The following is an 18,044-nucleotide window of genomic DNA, read 5'->3' on the forward strand; positions in this document are numbered from 1 at the left end:
TGAAAGGGGTTGTATCATTAGGTCGGATTTCCATCACGTTCGTTTGCAATAGTTGTTCCGATGAAACTGATGACGTCGTTTGGCTTTTCTAAACGAGTGGGGTTGGTCCACCCACCAATCAGAAAGCCATCCAAGTCCTCAGAACCACCTGGCTTGATCCAAAACAGAAATTCTGCGTCCCACACATAAATCAGACCCGAAGCGGAATCGGACATTATGTTGAGACCTATCGGCGATAGGTCCTTCTCCAAAGCAAGCATTATCTCGACGTGGTCCGACCCGGCTGCCATCTATCCGACGCTCCCCTCCAAAGAAATCGCCACCAGTTGCTGCGCCTCCATGGCGAATTCCATCGGTAGGGCCTGCAATACGTCCTTGCAGAAGCCGTTGACCACCAGCGCCACCGCCTCTTCCTCGTCCATGCCACGCTGGCGGCAGTAGAAGAGTTGGTCGTCATCGACCTTCGACGTCGTGGCCTCATGCTCGACCCGGGCCGAGTTGTTCTTGACCTCGATATAGGGCACCGTATGTGCCCCGCATTTGTCGCCGATCAGCAGGCTGTCACATTGGGTATAGTTGCGCCCGTGTTTGGCTTTGGGATGCATCGAGACCAGCCCGCGATAGGTGTTCTGCGCCTTGCCCGCGCTGATGCCCTTGGACACGATCCGCGATTTGGTGTTCTTGCCCAGATGGATCATCTTGGTGCCGGTATCAGCCTGCTGCATGTTGTTGGCGATGGCGATGGAATAGAACTCGCCCTGGCTGTCATCGCCGCGCAGGATGCACGAGGGGTATTTCCACGTCACCGCAGAGCCGGTTTCCACCTGCGTCCACATCACCTTGGCCCGGTCGCCCCGGCAATCGGCGCGTTTGGTCACGAAGTTATAAATCCCGCCCTTGCCGTTCTCATCGCCCGGATACCAGTTCTGAACGGTGGAATATTTCACCTCGGCATCTTCTTCGATGATGATCTCGACCACGGCGGCGTGCAACTGCGCGATGTCGCGCGCCGGTGCTGTGCAGCCTTCCAGATAGGACACATAAGAGCCCTTGTCGGCGATGATCAGCGTGCGTTCGAACTGGCCGGTGTTTTCGGCGTTGATGCGGAAATAGGTGCTGAGCTCCATCGGGCAGCGCACGCCGGGCGGCACATAAACGAACGAGCCGTCCGAGAACACGGCCGAATTCAGCGTGGCGTAGAAATTGTCGCTGACCGGCACCACGGACCCCAGGTATTTCTTCACCAGTTCGGGATGCTCACGGATCGCTTCCGAGATCGAACAGAAGATGACACCGGCCTTTTTCAGCTCGGCCTGAAAGGTGGTGCCGACCGAGACAGAGTCAAATACCGCGTCCACCGCCACTTTGCGGCCCTCGGCGGGGGCGTTTTCCGCGCCTTCGACCCCGGCCAGAATCATCTGTTCTTTCAAGGGGATGCCTAGCTTTTCGTAAGTGGCCAGCAGTTTCGGATCAACCTCATCCAGCGATTTCGGCTTCACCTCCATCGATTTGGGGCGGGCGTAATAATACTGGTCCTGAAAGTCGATCTCGGGGTAGTCGACCATGGCCCATGTCGGCTCTTTCTTGGTCAGCCAACGCTCATAGGCTTCCAGCCGCCAGGTGGTCATCCACTCGGGCTCTTCGTTCTTTTCCGAGATCAAGCGGACGATATCGGGGGTCAGGCCCTTGGGGGCATATTCCATCTCGATATCGGTTTCCCAGCCGTATTTATACGCGCCACCAACCTCGCGCACCGCGTCGACGGTCTCCTGATCGACGCCTTCCTTGACCTGAGCCTGGTCCAATGCGGCCATTTTACTTCCTCCGTCACTCACGCGGCACGCGCGCGGTACTTCTTTTCTTTGTTCAACCACGCCTCAGAAAAGCGCAGCACATCCTGTTCCGTCGTCTCGGGCCCCAGCGAGACCCGCACCGCCGATGAGGCAACCGCCTCGTCATATCCCATCGCGGTCAGGACCGCACTGGCGCGCACCTTGCCACTGGAACACGCCGATCCTGCGCTGATCGCAAACCCCGCGAGGTCCATCTGCATGACCTGCGTTTCACCCTTCCAGCCAGGGGTCGCAAAGCACGAGGTGTTCGGGAGGCGGCGCGCATCTTTCCCGACAAAAATAGTCTCGTTTGCGCCAGCCTCAAGAGCCTCTTCTAGAATATTTCTAAATTCTTCGACCCGATCCCATGCACCCGAAGCCAGATCCCGCACCGCTGCTTCAGCTGCGGCACCGAACCCTGCGATACCAATGATGTTTTCGGTTCCCGACCTGCGCCCCATCTCTTGCCCGCCACCGCGAATCTGGGCAGCCAGTTCGGTTCCGCGCCGCAGAACCAAGGCTCCGATCCCCTTTGGTCCGCCGAGCTTGTGGGCCGAGATCAGCGCCATCTGCGCGCCGCACCAATTGAAGGCCACGGGCAGCTTGCCAAAGGCCTGCGTTGCATCCGTCACCGCCAGACCCTCGGGCAGGTCCTGTACGATCCCGGTTTCCGAATTCGCCATCTGCAGCGTGCTTGATGCCGGATCGAGAACCGAAACACGGCCTGCGCTGTTAACGCTGAGGCTCTCATGGGTCCAGGCCCGCACCGCGTCATGCTCAACGCCGGACCCGGCCAGATCGCGCCCCGCAAGCGCCAGCCCCGCCCCTTCGGTCGACCCCGAGGTAAAGACCACATCCGCGCCATCCGCGCCAAAGGCCGTCGCCACCTGCGCCCGCGCCTTTTCCACCAGCGCTTTGGCCGCGCGCCCCTCGGCATGGACCGAAGACGGGTTGCCGACCACATCCATCGCCGCGATCATCGCCGCGCGCGCCTCAGCACGCAGAGGGGTTGTTGCGTTATGATCCAGATAGATACGGCTCATTCCGAATCCACGACATCAAAGAGATGCGGCACCGCAGGACACGGGGCCAGATCGTTCTTGATCACATCCGACAGCCGGGTCTGATGCAGGAAGACATAGACATGCGCGCTCAGACTTTCCCACAGGCGGTTGGTCAGCGACTGCGCGCGGCTGCCCGAAGACGCACCCGAAGCCCCTGCCCCTTTGTGCATCGCATCCACGGTTTCGTCGACGGCGGCCAGAATCTCGACAATGCGAATCTCGGATGGCGGGCGTGCCAGACGGTAGCCACCACCGGGTCCGCGCACCGAGGACACCAGATCCGCGCGGCGCAGTTTCACGAAAAGCTGTTCCAGATAAGGCAATGAGATATCCTGACGACCCGAAATCTCGCCCAATGTCACAAGCGATTCATCGGATTGCAGCGCCATATCCGCCAGCGCCACCATCGCATAGCGCCCTTTGGTCGACAGTTTCATGCGAGCGGCCTCATCACACTTGCCTCGGGGAACTCATTGACGTTTGCGCCGCCAATGCGTATCTCGCTTTGGCGCGCAACAGACGCGGCGCCAGAGATTAGAACCGTTCTAAGGTAGTTGAGAAATACCGTCAAGAATTTCTTGAGCTGCCCCCCGACGAGAGACAGGACCGACGCACAGATGCCCGAGGTGATATTTCCCGGCCCCGAAGGCCGGCTGGAAGGCCGCTACCACCCGCAAAAGGAAAAAGACGCCCCGATCGCGATTGTGCTGCATCCGCATCCGCAATTTGGCGGGACGATGAACAACAAGGTTGTCTACAACCTGCATTACGCTTTCTACAACATGGGTTTCACCGTGCTGAGGTTCAATTTCCGCGGTGTCGGGCGCAGCCAGGGCGAATATGATCAGGGCATTGGCGAGTTGAGCGATGCGGCCTCGGCGCTGGATTACCTGCAGTCGATGAACAACAACTCCAAACATTGCTGGGTTGCCGGATTCTCGTTCGGAGCCTGGATCGGGATGCAGCTACTGATGCGGCGGCCCGAGATCACCGGGTTCATCTCGGTCTCACCCCCGGCGAACATGTATGATTTCTCGTTCCTGGCGCCCTGCCCGTCTTCGGGTCTGATCATCAACGGCACCTCCGACCGCGTGGCCCCGCCCAGCGACACCCAGACGCTGGTGGAAAAGCTGCACGAGCAGAAGGGCATCACCATCACCCATCAGCAAGTCGATAGCGCCGATCACTTCTTCCAGGGCGAACATATGGACACGCTGACCGGCTCGGTCACCGATTATGTGAAGCGCCGCCTGACGGAGACCACCCGCTGATGAGTTCCACCCTCGAGACACTGGCCGCAAAGCTGGCCGAGGATACGGTGAACATCATGGACGAGACCGGCGAAGACCGCCTGTTCGTCGAGATTGGCACGGTGCTGGGCGCGGCCTCGCAAACGCTGGAAGAGGCGTTTCTGACCGAGGTGCGCGTGCGTCTGGCCGAACAGAAGGCACGCCAGTTCCTGAACAAACGGATCGTTCAGTTGCGGGCCAAGAAAAAGGCCGAAACGCCGCAGGCGCAATGACCGAGCGGTTGTCCGCCCAGATCGCGTTCCTGAAAGAGGCCGACAAGCTCAAGCGGGTGGACCGCGCCAATCTGCTGCTGGATCTGTCCCGCCCCGAAAACGCGGCAGAGCATTGCTGGCATCTCGCCCTTTATGCGCTGGTCTTTGCACCACTGGCGGATTCGGATGTGTCGATTGCCCAGGTGATCCGAATGCTTCTGCTGCATGATCTGGTCGAGATCGAGGTTGGCGATCATCCGATCCACGAAGATCATGACTGGATCGCAATTGCCGCCGCCGAAGAGCGCGCAGCAGAGCGGCTTTTTGGAATGCTGCCCGCTGACCAGGCGCCGGAATTTCTGGACCTCTGGCGCGCGTTCGAGGCCAAAGCCTGCCCGGATGCCCGGTTTGCCAAGCAGTTGGACCGCTGCCAGCCGATCTTTCAGGTGCTCTGCGCAGGAAACCCGGTGCCCGAACATGTCCAAATCGTGCGGGATAACCTGTCCACCGGGCGCGCCGCACCTCTGCGTGAAGATTTTCCGCAAGCCTATCATCATGCGCTGGCCCTTCTGGGCGAAGAGACACATCAGGACACGCAGGATGTGGCGCAGCGCCTCACCTTTCTCTGCGAGGCCGATCGATTGAAATCGGTCACTCGTGCTTCGCGGCTGATCGACAATTCGCGGCGCGAAAATTCGGCGGAACATTCCTGGCACGCCATGCTCTATGCTTGGGTCCTGTCCGATCACGCCACGCCCGCAGTGCAAATCGACCGCGTGCTCGCCATGCTGCTATTGCATGACATTGTCGAGATTGACGCGGGCGATGCGCCCATTCACGGGCAATCCGACCCGGCCCTGATGGCCGCCAAGGAAGACGCAGCGGCGCGACGTCTGTTTGGATTGTTGTCGCCGGTTCAATTTCACGAATTCAATACCTTGTGGCGCGAATTTGAAGCGGCAGAGACAGCGGATTCGGTCTTTGCCAAGGCCATTGACCGGCTTCACCCACCGATTGCCAATCTGGAAAACGGCGGCGGCAGCTGGGTGGACTACAGCGTCACCCTGGAACAGATGGATCAGCGCGTCGGTGTGCCGGTGAACAAGGGCGCGCCGGAGGTCTGGGCGTGGTTGCGCCCGCAGATTTCCTCGGTCCTGTAATCCCGATAGGGGCGATACGGCTTCGTTCCCTTTGAAAACACCCGCACCTGACGGGATCAGAAAAAATGTATACTGTCGTATACCATCTATCAAACCCTCATCAAACCCGCTACACCTGCGGCAACCGATGCTGACAGAGGACGCGTTTCCGAATGACCAAGATCAAGGTGGACAACCCCATCGTCGAGATGGATGGCGACGAGATGACCCGCATCATGTGGCAGTTCATCAAGGACAAGCTGATCCTGCCCTATCTGGATATCGACCTGCTCTATTACGATCTGGGCATCGAGGAACGCGACCGGACCGAGGATCAGATCACCATCGACGCCGCCGAAAAGACCAAAGAGGTCGGCGTCGCGGTCAAATGCGCCACCATCACCCCCGATGAGGCGCGGGTCGAAGAGTTTGGCCTGAAACAGATGTGGCGCAGCCCCAATGGCACGATCCGCAACATCCTGGGTGGCGTGGTGTTCCGCCAGCCGATCATCTGCCGCAACGTGCCGCGTCTGGTGCCGGGCTGGACCAAGCCCATCGTGATCGGCCGCCACGCCTTTGGTGACCAGTACAAGGCCACCGACCTCAAGTTTCCCGGCCCCGGCAAGCTGACGATGAAATTTGTTGGCGAAGATGGCACCGAGATCGAACGCGAGGTCTTCGATGCACCCTCATCGGGCGTGTTCATGTCGATGTACAACCTCGATGCCTCAATCTACGACTTCGCCCGCGCCTCGTTCAACTACGGGCTCGAGATCGGCTGGCCTGTTTACCTGTCGACCAAGAACACCATCCTCAAGCAATATGACGGACGGTTTCTGGAAATCTTTCAAGAGGTTTACGAGCAGGAATTCGAGCAGAAGTTCAAGGCCAGGGACATCTGGTATGAACACCGTCTGATCGACGACATGGTCGCCTGTTGCATGAAATGGAATGGCGGCTTTGTCTGGGCCTGCAAGAATTACGATGGAGATGTGCAGTCCGACACCGTGGCGCAGGGGTTTGGCTCGCTGGGCCTGATGACCTCACAACTGATGACGCCCGATGGCAAGATTGTCGAGGCCGAGGCCGCCCATGGCACGGTCACCCGCCACTATCGCCAGCATCAGGCGGGCGAGCAGACCTCGACCAATTCCATCGCGTCGATCTACGCCTGGACAGGCGGGCTGAAACATCGCGCCAAACTTGATGGCAACGACGCGCTGATGGATTTTGCCACCACGCTGGAGAAAGTGATCGTCGATACGGTGGAAAGCGGGTTCATGACCAAGGATCTCGCGCTCTTGGTCGGCCCCGATCAGGGCTGGCTGACCACGATGGGGTTCCTGGAAAAGATCGATGAAAATCTGGGCAAGGCGTTGGCAGGGTAAACGCGCCGACCAAAAAAGAAAGGAGCCGCCATGGCTCCCTTCTTCCATTGCTCAGGGTCTCACAGGGCCATCACTCTCTGCCCCTGTTTCCGTATCAAACCGCGATCCGGCCTCCGGCTGATTTGTCATCCATCCCAGAAACGCCAACACGCCAGCCACCAGCACGATCACCTTCGTAAACCCAGTCATATCGACCACCACTCATTAAAACGAACCATTGCAACATCTTCAATATAAGTGCCTTTTTGAGACCTGCGTAGTCCGGTTTCCCTGACCTTTTTGCGCCGCAACGCAGCACGCGCACGGATTTCCCGGGCCGCCCCTTGCCGTAACCCGAATTTCCATGCACCAGAGAATCGGAAAACAGGACCGGAGGCCCGCCATGGCAAAGATCTATTTCATCCTGCTGCTTGCGGTCATCGCCGAGACGATCGGGACAACGGCGCTGCAGGCCAGTCACCAGTTCACGCGATTTTGGCCCTCGGTCACCGTGGTGGTGGGCTATGGGCTGGCCTTTTATCTGATGTCCCTGACGCTCAAGGTCATGCCCGTGGGCATCGTCTATGCGATCTGGTCGGGCTTGGGCATTCTGCTGATCGCGCTGATCGGCTTTGTGGCCTTCGGTCAGCGGCTGGATTGGCCTGCGTTACTGGGATTGGCGCTGATCATCGCAGGAATTCTGGTCATTCACCTGTTTTCGGCCTCTGCGGGCCACTAAACCTGCTTTTTGCTGGAACTTGCGGCGCTGGCGCGTTATGGCGCGCGCAACCTCCCCATTTAAGGCAAGTTTCATGGACCTGCGTAACATCGCAATCATCGCCCACGTGGACCACGGCAAGACGACGCTGGTCGACGGGCTGCTCAAGCAATCCGGCGCGTTCCGCGACAACCAGGCCGTGGCCGAGCGGGCGCTCGACAGCAACGATCTGGAGCGTGAGCGCGGCATCACCATTCTGGCCAAGGCGACCTCGGTCGAATGGAAAGGCACCCGGATCAACATCGTCGACACCCCCGGCCACGCCGATTTCGGCGGCGAGGTCGAACGCATCCTGTCGATGGTCGATGGTGTTGTGCTGCTGGTCGATGCCGCCGAAGGCCCGATGCCGCAGACCAAATTCGTGACCTCCAAGGCACTGGCGCTGGGCCTGCGCCCGATTGTGGTGCTGAACAAGGTCGACAAACCCGATGCCGAACCCGACCGGGCGCTGGACGAATGTTTCGACCTGTTTGCCAATCTGGGCGCGGATGACGACCAGCTTGATTTCCCGGCCATGTATGCCTCGGGCCGCTCGGGCTGGGCCGATATGGAACTGGACGGGCCGCGTCAGGACCTGACCGCACTGTTCGACCTTGTCGTCGATCACGTGCCTGCCCCCGCGCAGATTGCCCATCGGGACGAGCCTTTTCGCATGCTCGCCACCACGCTGGGCAGCGATCCTTTCATCGGGCGCATTCTGACGGGGCGCGTTGAAAGCGGCACGCTCAAGGCAGGCGAAACCATCAAGGCGCTCAGCCGCGACGGAACCCAGATCGAAAGTTTCCGTGCCTCCAAGATTCTGGCGTTTCGTGGTCTTGGCCAACAGACCATTGATGTGGCCGAAGCAGGCGATATCGTCACGCTCGCAGGCATGAGCAAGGCCACCGTTGCCGACTCGCTTGTCGCGCCCAGCGTGGCCGAGGCCCTGCCCGCCCAGCCGATCGACCCGCCGACCATCTCGGTCACCTTCGGCATCAACGATTCGCCCCTCGCAGGTCGCGACGGCAAGAAGGTGCAATCGCGCGTCATCCGCGACCGGCTGATGAAAGAGGCCGAGTCAAACGTTGCCATCAAGGTCAGCGACACGCCGGGTGGTGAAGCTTTCGAGGTTGCGGGCCGGGGCGAACTGCAAATGGGCGTTCTGATCGAAAACATGCGTCGCGAAGGCTTTGAACTCAGCATCTCGCGCCCGCAGGTGCTGCTGCGCGAAGAAGACGGCCAGCGGGTTGAGCCCATCGAGGAAGTCACCATCGACGTGGATGACGAATATTCCGGCGCAGTGATCGAAAAGATCACCGGCACGCGCAAGGGCGAGTTGACCGAGATGAAACCGGCGGGTGCGGGCAAGACAAGGATCATCGCCCATGTGCCCTCGCGCGGGTTGATCGGCTATCACGGCGAGTTCCTGACCGACACCCGCGGCACCGGCGTGTTGAACCGGGTATTCCACGGCTGGGCGCCGCATAAGGGTGCGATTCCGGGCCGCCGCGCGGGTGTTCTGATCTCGATGGAAAAAGGTCAGTCCGTGGCCTACGCGCTCTGGAACCTCGAAGAGCGTGGTCGCATGTTCATCGGCCCTCAAGCCGAGATTTACCAGGGCATGATCATCGGTGAACACAGCCGCGACAACGATCTGGAAGTGAACCCGCTCAAGGGCAAGAAGCTGACCAACGTGCGCGCCAGCGGCTCGGATGATGCGGTGCGCCTGACCCCGCATATCAACTTCTCGCTGGAAGAGGCGATCGCCTATGTCGACGATGACGAGTTGGTCGAGGTGACGCCCAACGCGGTCCGCCTGCGCAAGCGTTTCCTCGATCCGCATGAACGCAAGCGGATGGCAAAAAGCGCCTGACGCCAGTCATCATCGACACAATCGAGCCGCAGAGCGACCATCTCGCTCTGCGGCTTTTTTCATGCTGCCAGTGCCAGGAAGACCGGTGGCATGAACAAAAATCAATCTCTGCCATGCGTGCGCTTAATTTCACCGGCGCAGGATCAGGTCAGCACGGAATGCGGGTCAGAAGGGGGCCGCATCCTCAGGACATGATTATTCGGAGATGAAAGATGAACGTGAAGACACGTATGCTCTCGCTGGCGATGACCTGCACGGCGCTGAGTTTTATGGGAGGAGCCGCGTTTGCGGCAACGGAACGCTGCACCGTGAATACGGCGCGCCAATCGGTCTCGACCGAGACCCTGTGTTCGTGTGGCGTGGTGCAGGACAGAATGCTGCGCTACCTGCAGCGCCGGGCGGATTTTGAAGACATCCTCGCGCGCACCTCGCAATCCTGCCCCGCCTTTGCTGCGGTGCTGACCGACTACCCAACGGCCTCGATTGCCTCGAACCTCTTTGGCCGTGGCGAAGACAGAGACGGCAGCAACGACCGGAGTTCCGGAAACTTCGGAAACACGGGAAACGACCAGCTTGCTGACGGAGGTAACAGCGGCGGCGATGGTGGCGGTGGCAACAGCGGTGACGGCAACAGCGGTGGTGGCAACAGCGGTGGTGGCAACAGCGGTGGACCCGGCAATGGAAACGGAAACAACGGCAATCCTGGAAACGGTGGCGGCAACAATAATGGAGACGGCCCCGGCACCGGCAATGGAGGCAACAATAACGGCCAAGGCGGCGGTTCGGGCAATGGTGGAGGCGGTCACGGTAATGGCGGTGACAAAGGTGGCCACGGTAAAGGCGGCGACAAGGGCGGCCACGGTAAAGGTGGCGACAAGGGCGGCCACGGTAAAGGCGGCGACAAGGGCGGCAAGAACCGCTGACACTTCCCCCGTCAGAATCACGGATCACAAGCTGAGAGGCGCGCCCGCTGGCGCGCCTTTTCACACCTTGTTTTGAACACCGACCCAATTACGTGGCTGGCGCGGGTCCTGCATGCGCAAAAAGATGTAGCCTGTTGCCCGCCAGGGCCTGATCCGGTTCGTCAGGTTGTCGAGCACCAGATCGCCCTGTGCTGACCGATAGACCAGCACGGCATGGGCATTGCGCCTGCTGTCAAGCACCGTTGCCAGCAGCAGTTTGCGAGGGTCAAGCCCGATGCGGATCAGGTCGCGCTTTTTCAACAGGGCGAAATCCTCACAATCCCCACCCAACCGGGTTGGCAGCGCCCATTTCTCTTCGATGTCATATTGCCGCCGGTCTGCCACATCACGCGTCGCCGCGTTGACTTGCTGGTTGACCCGCCGCACCAGCTCATATTCGCGCGCCGCGCCAAGGCGTTTGCCTCGCGTGGCGGCGCAGGCCCAGGCATAAATCCGACACAGGTTGCTGGCGCCGCTCGGGGCTGGAAAGTTCGCAGACGGCTTCAGAAAGCGCGGGTCAGCCGCACCGGCGCTGCTCCCCATCATCTGCGCACAGACCATCATGGCCGCCAGAATCCATGTCCTGATGCGCGGATTGCCCATGATGCATCCTGTTCGGGTCACTTTCCCTGCTCCTCTTCTTTCCGATTAAAGCGGCTGAAACCAACTGCTCAAGCAGGGATTCCATTTCAGAGGATGATCGGCAGGAATCCGTACAATCTCAGGGCGAGCGGATGGCTCTTGGTGGCCCGTAGATTAAGGTCGCACATGAAGGTCATCGGGCGAAAACCAGCCCGATGATTAAGATTGGCTCGCCTCAGTCGGTGGTTTCGACCACCAGCAACTCGCGCTCGGACGCACCGCGCGCATGATCCAGCGCGGCCTGGTATTCGGGCGAGTTGTAACAGGCCACCGCCGCCTCGACCGAGGGAAAGCGCGCCACTACATTGCGGGGGCGTTCCTTGCCTTCAAGCTGAACGTATCGCCCGGCGCGGGCGATGAATTCTCCGCCGTGCTTGGCCAGCGCAGGGCCTGCAAGCTCGGCATATTTGCCGTACGCCGCCGCGTCGGTCACCGTCACATGTGCAATCCAGAGTGCCGCCATTTTCTCAACCTCCCAATACGGCCTCGGCGGCCTTGATCGCCGCGTCGGCATTTGCCGCGTCCTTGCCGCCGCCCTGCGCCATGTCGGGGCGACCACCGCCGCCCTTACCACCCAGTTCGGCCACCGCTGCGCGCACCAGATCAACGGCCGAGACCTGACCGGTCATATCTTCGGTCACGCCCGCCGCCACAGCGGCCTTGCCACCTGCGTCGGCGATCAACAGCACCGCACCCGATCCGATCCGCGCCTTATGTTCGTCGATCAACGACGGCAGGTCCTTGCCCGACACGCCGCTGAGCGTCTGGGCCAGGAAACTGATCCCATTCACCTCGCGGGCTTCCGCGCCAGCGCCGCCTTGCCCTGCCCCGCCAGCCATCGCGAGATCGCGGCGCAACTGCGCCACCTCGCTCTGCAGCGCCTTGCGCTCGTCCATCAGCGCCCTGACACGCTCCACCGTTTCGCCGGACTGCGCCTTGAGCAGGCCCGAAACCTCGGCCAGATGCCCCGCCTCCTGCGAGAGATGCTGGAAAGCCGCGTCGCCGGTCAGCGCTTCGATCCGCCGCACTCCGGCGGATGAGGCGCTGTCGCCCAGCAATACAAACGTGCCGATATCGCCGGTCTGCTTCACATGGGTGCCGCCGCACAGCTCGATGGAATAGGTCATGCCGTCATGTCCCTTGCCGGTCTCAGCCCGGCCCATCGACACGACGCGCACCTCATCGCCATATTTTTCGCCGAACAGCGCCTGCGCCCCGATCTCGCGGGCATCGTCGGGCGTCATGATCCGGGTCTCGACCGCCGAATTCTGGCGGATATAGGCGTTCACATCCGAGGCCACCTTGCGCAACTCCGCATCCGTCAATGCCTTGGCATGGCTAAAGTCAAAACGCAGCCGGTCGGCGGCATTCAGCGACCCGCGCTGCGCCACGTGATCGCCCAGCGATTCGCGCAGTGCTTCATGCAGCAGATGGGTAGCCGAGTGATTGGCCCGTATCGCTGAACGGCGCGCGTGATCGACCTCCAGCTCAACCGGATCGCCCATGCTGAACGCGCCCTGTTCGAGCCGTACCTTGTGCGCATAGACCTTGCCTTCGGCGAATTTCCTGGTGTCCGCGACCAAGGCCGTTTCATCCAGGTTTTCCAATCGCCGGATCACGCCGGAATCACCGACCTGACCGCCAGCCTCGCCATAAAACGGCGTCTGGTTCACGACGATCCAGCCCTCGCCGCCCGCGTCGATCCGATCAACCAGAGCGCCATCTCGCAACAGCCCGACAATCTGCCCCTCGACCTTCTCGCTGTCATAGCCGAGGAAATCGGTGGCCCCGTTCTGATCCAGCAGATCGAACCAAACCGCATTATCCGCAGCCTCGCCCGACCCGGCCCATGCGGCGCGCGCCTTGGCCTTTTGCGTCGCCATCGCGCTGTCGAACCCGTCGGTATCGACCGCCCGGCCCTGACCGCGCAGCGCATCCTGCGTCAGATCCAGCGGGAAGCCGTAAGTGTCATACAGTTTGAACGCCGCATCACCCGGAAACGGCGCGTCTTCGTCCAGCTTCGCCAATTCGTCATCAAGCAGTTTCAGACCGCGATCCAGCGTCTGTTTGAACCGGGTTTCCTCGGACAGCAGCGTTTCCTCGATCATCGGCTGGGCCCGGCCCAGTTCGGGGTACGCCGCGCCCATCTGCTGCACCAGCGTGGGCACCAGCCGGTGCATGACCGGGTCTTTCGCGCCCAGCAGATGCGCGTGCCGCATGGCGCGGCGCATGATCCGGCGCAGCACATATCCGCGCCCGTCATTGCTGGGCATCACCCCGTCAGCGATCAGGAACGAGGTCGAACGCAGGTGATCCGCGATCACCCGGTGATGCACGTTCTCGTCGCCATAGGGATCGACATGGGTAACCTCGGCCGAGGCCTCGATCAGCGATTTGAACAGATCGGTGTCATAATTGTCGTGGCTGCCCTGCAACAGCGCGCCAATGCGTTCCAGCCCCATGCCGGTATCGATCGACTGCATGTCGAGGGCCTTCATCGAGCCATCCTCGAACTGCTCGTTCTGCATGAAGACGATGTTCCAGATCTCGATGAACCGGTCGCCATCCTCTTCGGCGCTGCCCGGAGGACCGCCCCAGATGTGATCGCCGTGATCATAGAAGATCTCGGTGCAAGGCCCGCAGGGACCGGTTGGACCCATCTGCCAGAAATTGTCGCTGGTATCGATGCGGATGATCCGGTCCTCGGGGACACCGACCTTTTTCCAGATCTCGAACGCTTCATCATCGGTGTGATAGACCGTGGTCAGCAGCCGCTTGGGGTCGATATCGAACTCTTTGGTGATCAGGTTCCAGGCAAAAGGGATCGCCTCGGTCTTGAAGTAATCCCCAAAGCTGAAATTGCCCAGCATCTCAAAAAACGTATGATGGCGGGCGGTGTAGCCCACATTGTCGAGGTCATTGTGCTTGCCACCGGCGCGGACGCATTTCTGCGCCGTGGTGGCGCGCTGATAGTCGCGATGTTCGACCCCGGTGAACAGATTCTTGAATTGCACCATCCCGGAATTGACGAACATCAGCGTCGGGTCATTGCGCGGCACCAGCGGACTGGAGTCGACCACCTCATGCCCGTTTTTGGCGAAATAATTCAGAAAGGTGGATCGGATATCGTTCAGCGTGGGCATCGGGCTCTCTCGGGCGCAATCGGAAGGGTTCGGATCGGTTTAGCCCTGCCTCGGGCGATAGTCCACAGGTGCTGCGGATTGAAACCAAACAGGGCGCCCATCCGGACGCCCCATTCGCAGCATTTGTTTGGCCCGGAACCCGACCGCGCGCCCGGATGTGCGGGTCACGCCTCGAGGATATCCTCGTCCGCCTCGGGCGGCATATCGAATTCCAGACCATGGGCGGCACGGATCTTGTCCTCGATCTCCAGCGCGATGCGCTGATTGCTGCGCAGGAATTGCTTGGCGTTCTCGCGCCCCTGCCCGATCCGCTCATCGCCATAGCTGAACCACGACCCCGATTTGTCGACCACACCGGCCTTGACGCCCAGATCCAGCAGTTCGCCCATCTTCGAGATGCCTTCGCCATACATGATGTCGAATTCCACCTGTTTGAAGGGCGGAGCCACCTTGTTCTTGACCACTTTCACACGGGTCTGGTTGCCGACCACCTCGTCGCGGTCCTTGATCGCGCCGATGCGGCGAATGTCCAGACGGACCGAGGAATAGAATTTCAGCGCATTACCGCCGGTGGTGGTTTCCGGGCTGCCGAACATGACGCCGATCTTCATGCGGATCTGGTTGATGAAGACCACCATGCAATTGGACCGGTTGATCGAGCCGGTCAGCTTGCGCATGGCCTGGCTCATCAGCCTTGCCTGCACACCGACGCTGCTGTCGCCCATATCGCCTTCCAGTTCCGATTTCGGCGTCAGCGCGGCAACCGAGTCGACCACGACCATGTTCACCGCGCCCGAGCGCACCAGCGTATCGGTGATCTCAAGCGCCTGCTCGCCGGTATCGGGCTGACTGATCAGCAATTCATCCAGATCAACGCCCAGCTTGCGGGCATATTGCGGGTCCAGCGCGTGTTCGGCATCGACAAAGGCGCAGACCCCGCCGCGTTTTTGCTGTTCGGCGATGCAATGCAGCGTCAGCGTCGTCTTGCCCGAGCTTTCGGGGCCGTAGATTTCCACGATCCGGCCCATCGGCAACCCACCGATCCCGAGCGCGATGTCCAGCCCCAGTGAACCGGTCGAGCTCGCGGCGATCTCGGGCAGCGCGTTTTCGCCGCCCAGTTTCATGATCGAGCCCTTGCCAAATTGCCGCTCGATCTGTGCCAGCGCGCTGTCCAGCGCCTTTTGTTTGTCCGCGTTCTGCTTGCTGCTCATCGTCAGAAGATCCGCCATTACCCTGTTCACTTTCCTTTTGTCACACCCGCTCGCGGGCGGCAATCGCTGCTTTGTTCGCCTCTTGTTCCTTATGAGATCAAAAAGAGAACATTTCAAGAAATTTCTATCTACTTCATCAGTAGTACACACAGGGTTAAGGATCAGTTGACGCGATCCGGACCGCCGTTTCAGGCCCGAAAAATTGACCGTGGACCGAATCCGGACCGGTTCAATGCAGTTGCTGGAACACGGTTTCGGTCAATTGATTGAGTGAAAACGGCTTGGGCAGGAAGACCGAGTTCGGCACCTGCGGCCCGGTTTCGCTGAACGCGCCTTGGGCATAGCCCGACACGAAGACAACGCGCACATCCGGGCGATCCTCAAGCGCCTGACGCACCCATGTCGGCCCGTCCAGACCCGGCATGACCACATCCGTCACGAACACGTCAACCGACAGGTCCTTGTCCTGCAGCATGTTAAGCGCATCCTCGGCCGATTCCGCCTCAAGCACGGTGTAGCCCCGCAGGCGCAATGCGCGCGAGGCGAAGGCGCGCACCGGAGCCTCATCCTCGACCAGCAGCACAACCCCGTCACCGTTCTTGGGCGCCGTTGCCGGGGCAGGTTCGCTGGGGGCGACCGACGCCGGCTCCTCTGGTTCGCTGACCGGGAAATAAAGGATGAACTCGGTCCCCTGTCCGGGAACACTGTCGACAAAGATGTACCCGCCGGTCTGTTTGATGATGCCATAAACGGTGGACAGGCCCAGCCCGGTGCCCTCGCCGGTGCGTTTGGTGGTGTAGAAAGGTTCGAACACTTTCTGCAGCACGCCAGGTTCGATCCCGATTCCCTCATCCGAGACCTTGACCGTGACGTAATCACCCGCTGGCAGCACCGCACGGCTGCGTTCGACGGGCTTGTCCAGCGTCACCACTTCGGTGTCGACCCGGATCTCACCGCCCTCGGGCATTGCATCGCGCGCATTGACCACGAGGTTCATCAACACCTGCTCCAGCTGCCGCTTGTCGGCCCGGATCGGTTTCAGCACCGGATCGTGGCTGAGCGTCAGTGTCACCCGTTCACCCACCAGACGGTTCAGCAGGTGGGTCAGATCCGACAGAGTATCCCGAAGGTCAAGCGTTTCGGGGCGCAGCGTCTGCTTGCGGGAAAAGGCCAGAAGCTGGCTGACAAGCGCCGCGGCTCGATTGGCGTTCTGGTGAATCTGCACCAGATCCCCATAGTCGGGATCGCCCTGATCGTGACGCAGCAACAGCAGGTCGCAATGGCCTGAAATGGCGGTCAGAAGGTTGTTGAAATCATGAGCCACGCCGCCGGCAAGCTGACCAATCGCCTGCATCTTCTGGCTTTGCACAAATTTCGCTTCCAGTGTTTTCAACTCGGTAGCGTCGCTCAGCACGGCAGCAAACACGGTCTGGCCGTTCTCCTGCGCCCGCGACAGCGTTGCCTGAACGAAAGTCTCGCGGTCGTTGCGAGACAGGCGCAGAAACTCGGATTTCGGCACGGCGTCCTCACGCGCATTCTCGCGCAGCCAATCCGCCGTCTGGCGGGCCAACCCCTGCATCACCTCGGAAACCTGCGTCCCCGTCTGCGCATCCGGCCCCAGCAATTCGCGCGCCAGAGCGTTGACATCCAGAATGCAGCCGTCCCCGTCCAGCTTCAGCATCGGCACAGGCAACTTGTCGAAATCAGCGCCCGGTGCCTTTGCATCGGGCCTCAGCGGCGTCAGGAAAATCTCGCGCCGGACGCTGGACTGGCCCGTCTCGGACACAACAACACTGCGATTACCTTCGGCGGTTGCGATCGACACCATGCTTCCGCTTTCCAGTGGAAGATCGGTGAACAACCGATCCAGTGATTTGACCCGCTGGCCGACCAATGCGCGCGCCGCTTCGTTCATGAACAAAACCGCACCGCCCCGGCCAACGGTCAGCATCGGCAGCGGAATCGCCTCGGTGCCCTTGCCGCTGGCTGCGCGCTCGTGAACATCCTCGAACCGCCACAGGAAACGCGCATCTTCGAGCACATGCACCGCCAGCCGGACATGACCACGCCTAGTAACCACATCCTCGCGCGCATTTCCGTCAAGACGGGCGCGGCATTGCAGGCGGTAGATCACCGCATCGGGATTGGCAAAGACAGACCGCAGCTCTGCCGCAAATGTCGGAGCGCGGGCACCGGAGAACCGCACAGCCGCAGCCGAGTTCCGGGCCAGCACTTCGCCCTCGTCATCGGTGATAAAGCTGGGCGCGGCATCCTTTTCGATAAACCCCGCGAAGATTTCCATCGCCTTGTGATCGGCCTTACCCCGCATATGCATCGCCCAAAACGACAGGAGTCCCACCAGCAGCACCGACGCGCCCGCACCCGCGAAGATCACCGGAACCGGCCAGAAAAACCCGCCATTGAAGGCGGCCAGAACAAAGGCGACGCCAACGATGAAGAGCACCAGTAACCGGCCATGATTCTTGCGTTCACCATTGGACATCAAGGGGGCAAGTTGGACAGATTGTGGCACAAAGGGCTCCGGCAGCACGA

16 protein-coding genes are annotated in these 18,044 nt (G+C 60.7%); 7 read left to right on the forward strand and 9 right to left on the reverse strand.

Annotated features, from left to right (window positions below; all coding sequences use genetic code 11):
* Nucleotides 1–17 precede the first annotated feature (17 nt).
* From M3P21_RS01290 to iscR, 4 genes are all read right to left on the reverse strand, one after another.
* Nucleotides 18–215 (reverse strand): hypothetical protein, encoded by a 198-nt coding sequence (locus M3P21_RS01290; protein ID WP_249706161.1) that lies wholly within the window; start codon nt 213–215, stop codon nt 18–20.
* 75 nt (nt 216–290) lie between these two features.
* Entirely contained in the window at nt 291–1,814 is a 1,524-nt protein-coding gene (gene sufB, locus M3P21_RS01295) for a Fe-S cluster assembly protein SufB (RefSeq protein ID WP_249706162.1), read from the reverse strand.
* A 17-nt stretch (nt 1,815–1,831) separates the two neighbouring features.
* Nucleotides 1,832–2,875, reverse strand: coding sequence for a cysteine desulfurase family protein (locus M3P21_RS01300; RefSeq protein WP_249706163.1), 1,044 nt, complete (start codon nt 2,873–2,875; stop codon nt 1,832–1,834).
* Nucleotides 2,872–3,333: a Fe-S cluster assembly transcriptional regulator IscR gene (iscR, locus tag M3P21_RS01305; protein ID WP_249706164.1), complete on the reverse strand. Its 462-nt coding sequence runs from the start codon at nt 3,331–3,333 to the stop codon at nt 2,872–2,874. Before iscR ends, M3P21_RS01300 begins: the two co-directional genes overlap by 4 nt.
* A 180-nt stretch (nt 3,334–3,513) precedes the next feature.
* Between iscR and M3P21_RS01310 the strand changes: the two genes are divergently transcribed.
* The 7 genes from M3P21_RS01310 (at nt 3,514) to M3P21_RS01340 (ending at nt 10,456) form a co-directional block, all read left to right on the forward strand.
* Nucleotides 3,514–4,167: an alpha/beta hydrolase gene (locus M3P21_RS01310; protein WP_249706166.1), complete on the forward strand. Its 654-nt coding sequence runs from the start codon at nt 3,514–3,516 to the stop codon at nt 4,165–4,167.
* Complete coding sequence (locus M3P21_RS01315) at nt 4,167–4,418, forward strand: hypothetical protein (protein ID WP_249706168.1); 252 nt, start codon at nt 4,167–4,169, stop codon at nt 4,416–4,418. Before M3P21_RS01310 ends, M3P21_RS01315 begins: the two co-directional genes overlap by 1 nt.
* Entirely contained in the window at nt 4,415–5,557 is a 1,143-nt protein-coding gene (locus M3P21_RS01320; RefSeq protein WP_249706170.1) for an HD domain-containing protein, read from the forward strand. Before M3P21_RS01315 ends, M3P21_RS01320 begins: the two co-directional genes overlap by 4 nt.
* Before the next feature lie 152 nt (nt 5,558–5,709).
* On the forward strand, nt 5,710–6,924 hold the full coding sequence (locus M3P21_RS01325; protein ID WP_249706171.1) for an NADP-dependent isocitrate dehydrogenase: 1,215 nt from the start codon (nt 5,710–5,712) through the stop codon (nt 6,922–6,924).
* 382 nt (nt 6,925–7,306) lie between these two features.
* Nucleotides 7,307–7,642: a DMT family transporter gene (locus M3P21_RS01330; RefSeq protein WP_249706172.1), complete on the forward strand. Its 336-nt coding sequence runs from the start codon at nt 7,307–7,309 to the stop codon at nt 7,640–7,642.
* Between the two features lie 73 nt (nt 7,643–7,715).
* Complete coding sequence (gene typA / locus M3P21_RS01335; protein WP_249706175.1) at nt 7,716–9,533, forward strand: translational GTPase TypA; 1,818 nt, start codon at nt 7,716–7,718, stop codon at nt 9,531–9,533.
* Nucleotides 9,534–9,745: 212 nt separating this feature from the next.
* Nucleotides 9,746–10,456 carry a hypothetical protein gene (locus M3P21_RS01340; RefSeq protein ID WP_249706177.1) on the forward strand — a complete coding sequence of 237 codons (711 nt, stop codon included), beginning with the start codon at nt 9,746–9,748 and terminating at the stop codon, nt 10,454–10,456.
* 60 nt (nt 10,457–10,516) lie between these two features.
* Here M3P21_RS01340 and M3P21_RS01345 read toward each other — a convergent pair whose 3' ends face one another.
* The 5 genes from M3P21_RS01345 to M3P21_RS01365 form a co-directional block, all read right to left on the reverse strand.
* Nucleotides 10,517–11,119: a transglutaminase-like cysteine peptidase gene (locus tag M3P21_RS01345; RefSeq protein WP_249706178.1), complete on the reverse strand. Its 603-nt coding sequence runs from the start codon at nt 11,117–11,119 to the stop codon at nt 10,517–10,519.
* Between the two features lie 193 nt (nt 11,120–11,312).
* Entirely contained in the window at nt 11,313–11,600 is a 288-nt protein-coding gene (locus M3P21_RS01350) for a DUF1330 domain-containing protein (protein WP_249706179.1), read from the reverse strand.
* A gap of 4 nt (nt 11,601–11,604) precedes the next feature.
* Complete coding sequence (gene alaS / locus M3P21_RS01355; protein ID WP_249706181.1) at nt 11,605–14,280, reverse strand: alanine--tRNA ligase; 2,676 nt, start codon at nt 14,278–14,280, stop codon at nt 11,605–11,607.
* Nucleotides 14,281–14,444: 164 nt separating this feature from the next.
* Entirely contained in the window at nt 14,445–15,509 is a 1,065-nt protein-coding gene (gene recA, locus M3P21_RS01360; RefSeq protein WP_249706183.1) for a recombinase RecA, read from the reverse strand.
* A gap of 211 nt (nt 15,510–15,720) precedes the next feature.
* Nucleotides 15,721–17,994, reverse strand: a complete 2,274-nt coding sequence (locus M3P21_RS01365; RefSeq protein ID WP_249706336.1) for an ATP-binding protein — start codon at nt 17,992–17,994, stop codon at nt 15,721–15,723.
* Nucleotides 17,995–18,044: the final 50 nt, after the last annotated feature.

It is taken from the genome of Ruegeria spongiae, assembly GCF_023502395.1.
GTDB classification, from domain to species: Bacteria; Pseudomonadota; Alphaproteobacteria; order Rhodobacterales; family Rhodobacteraceae; genus Ruegeria_C; species Ruegeria_C spongiae.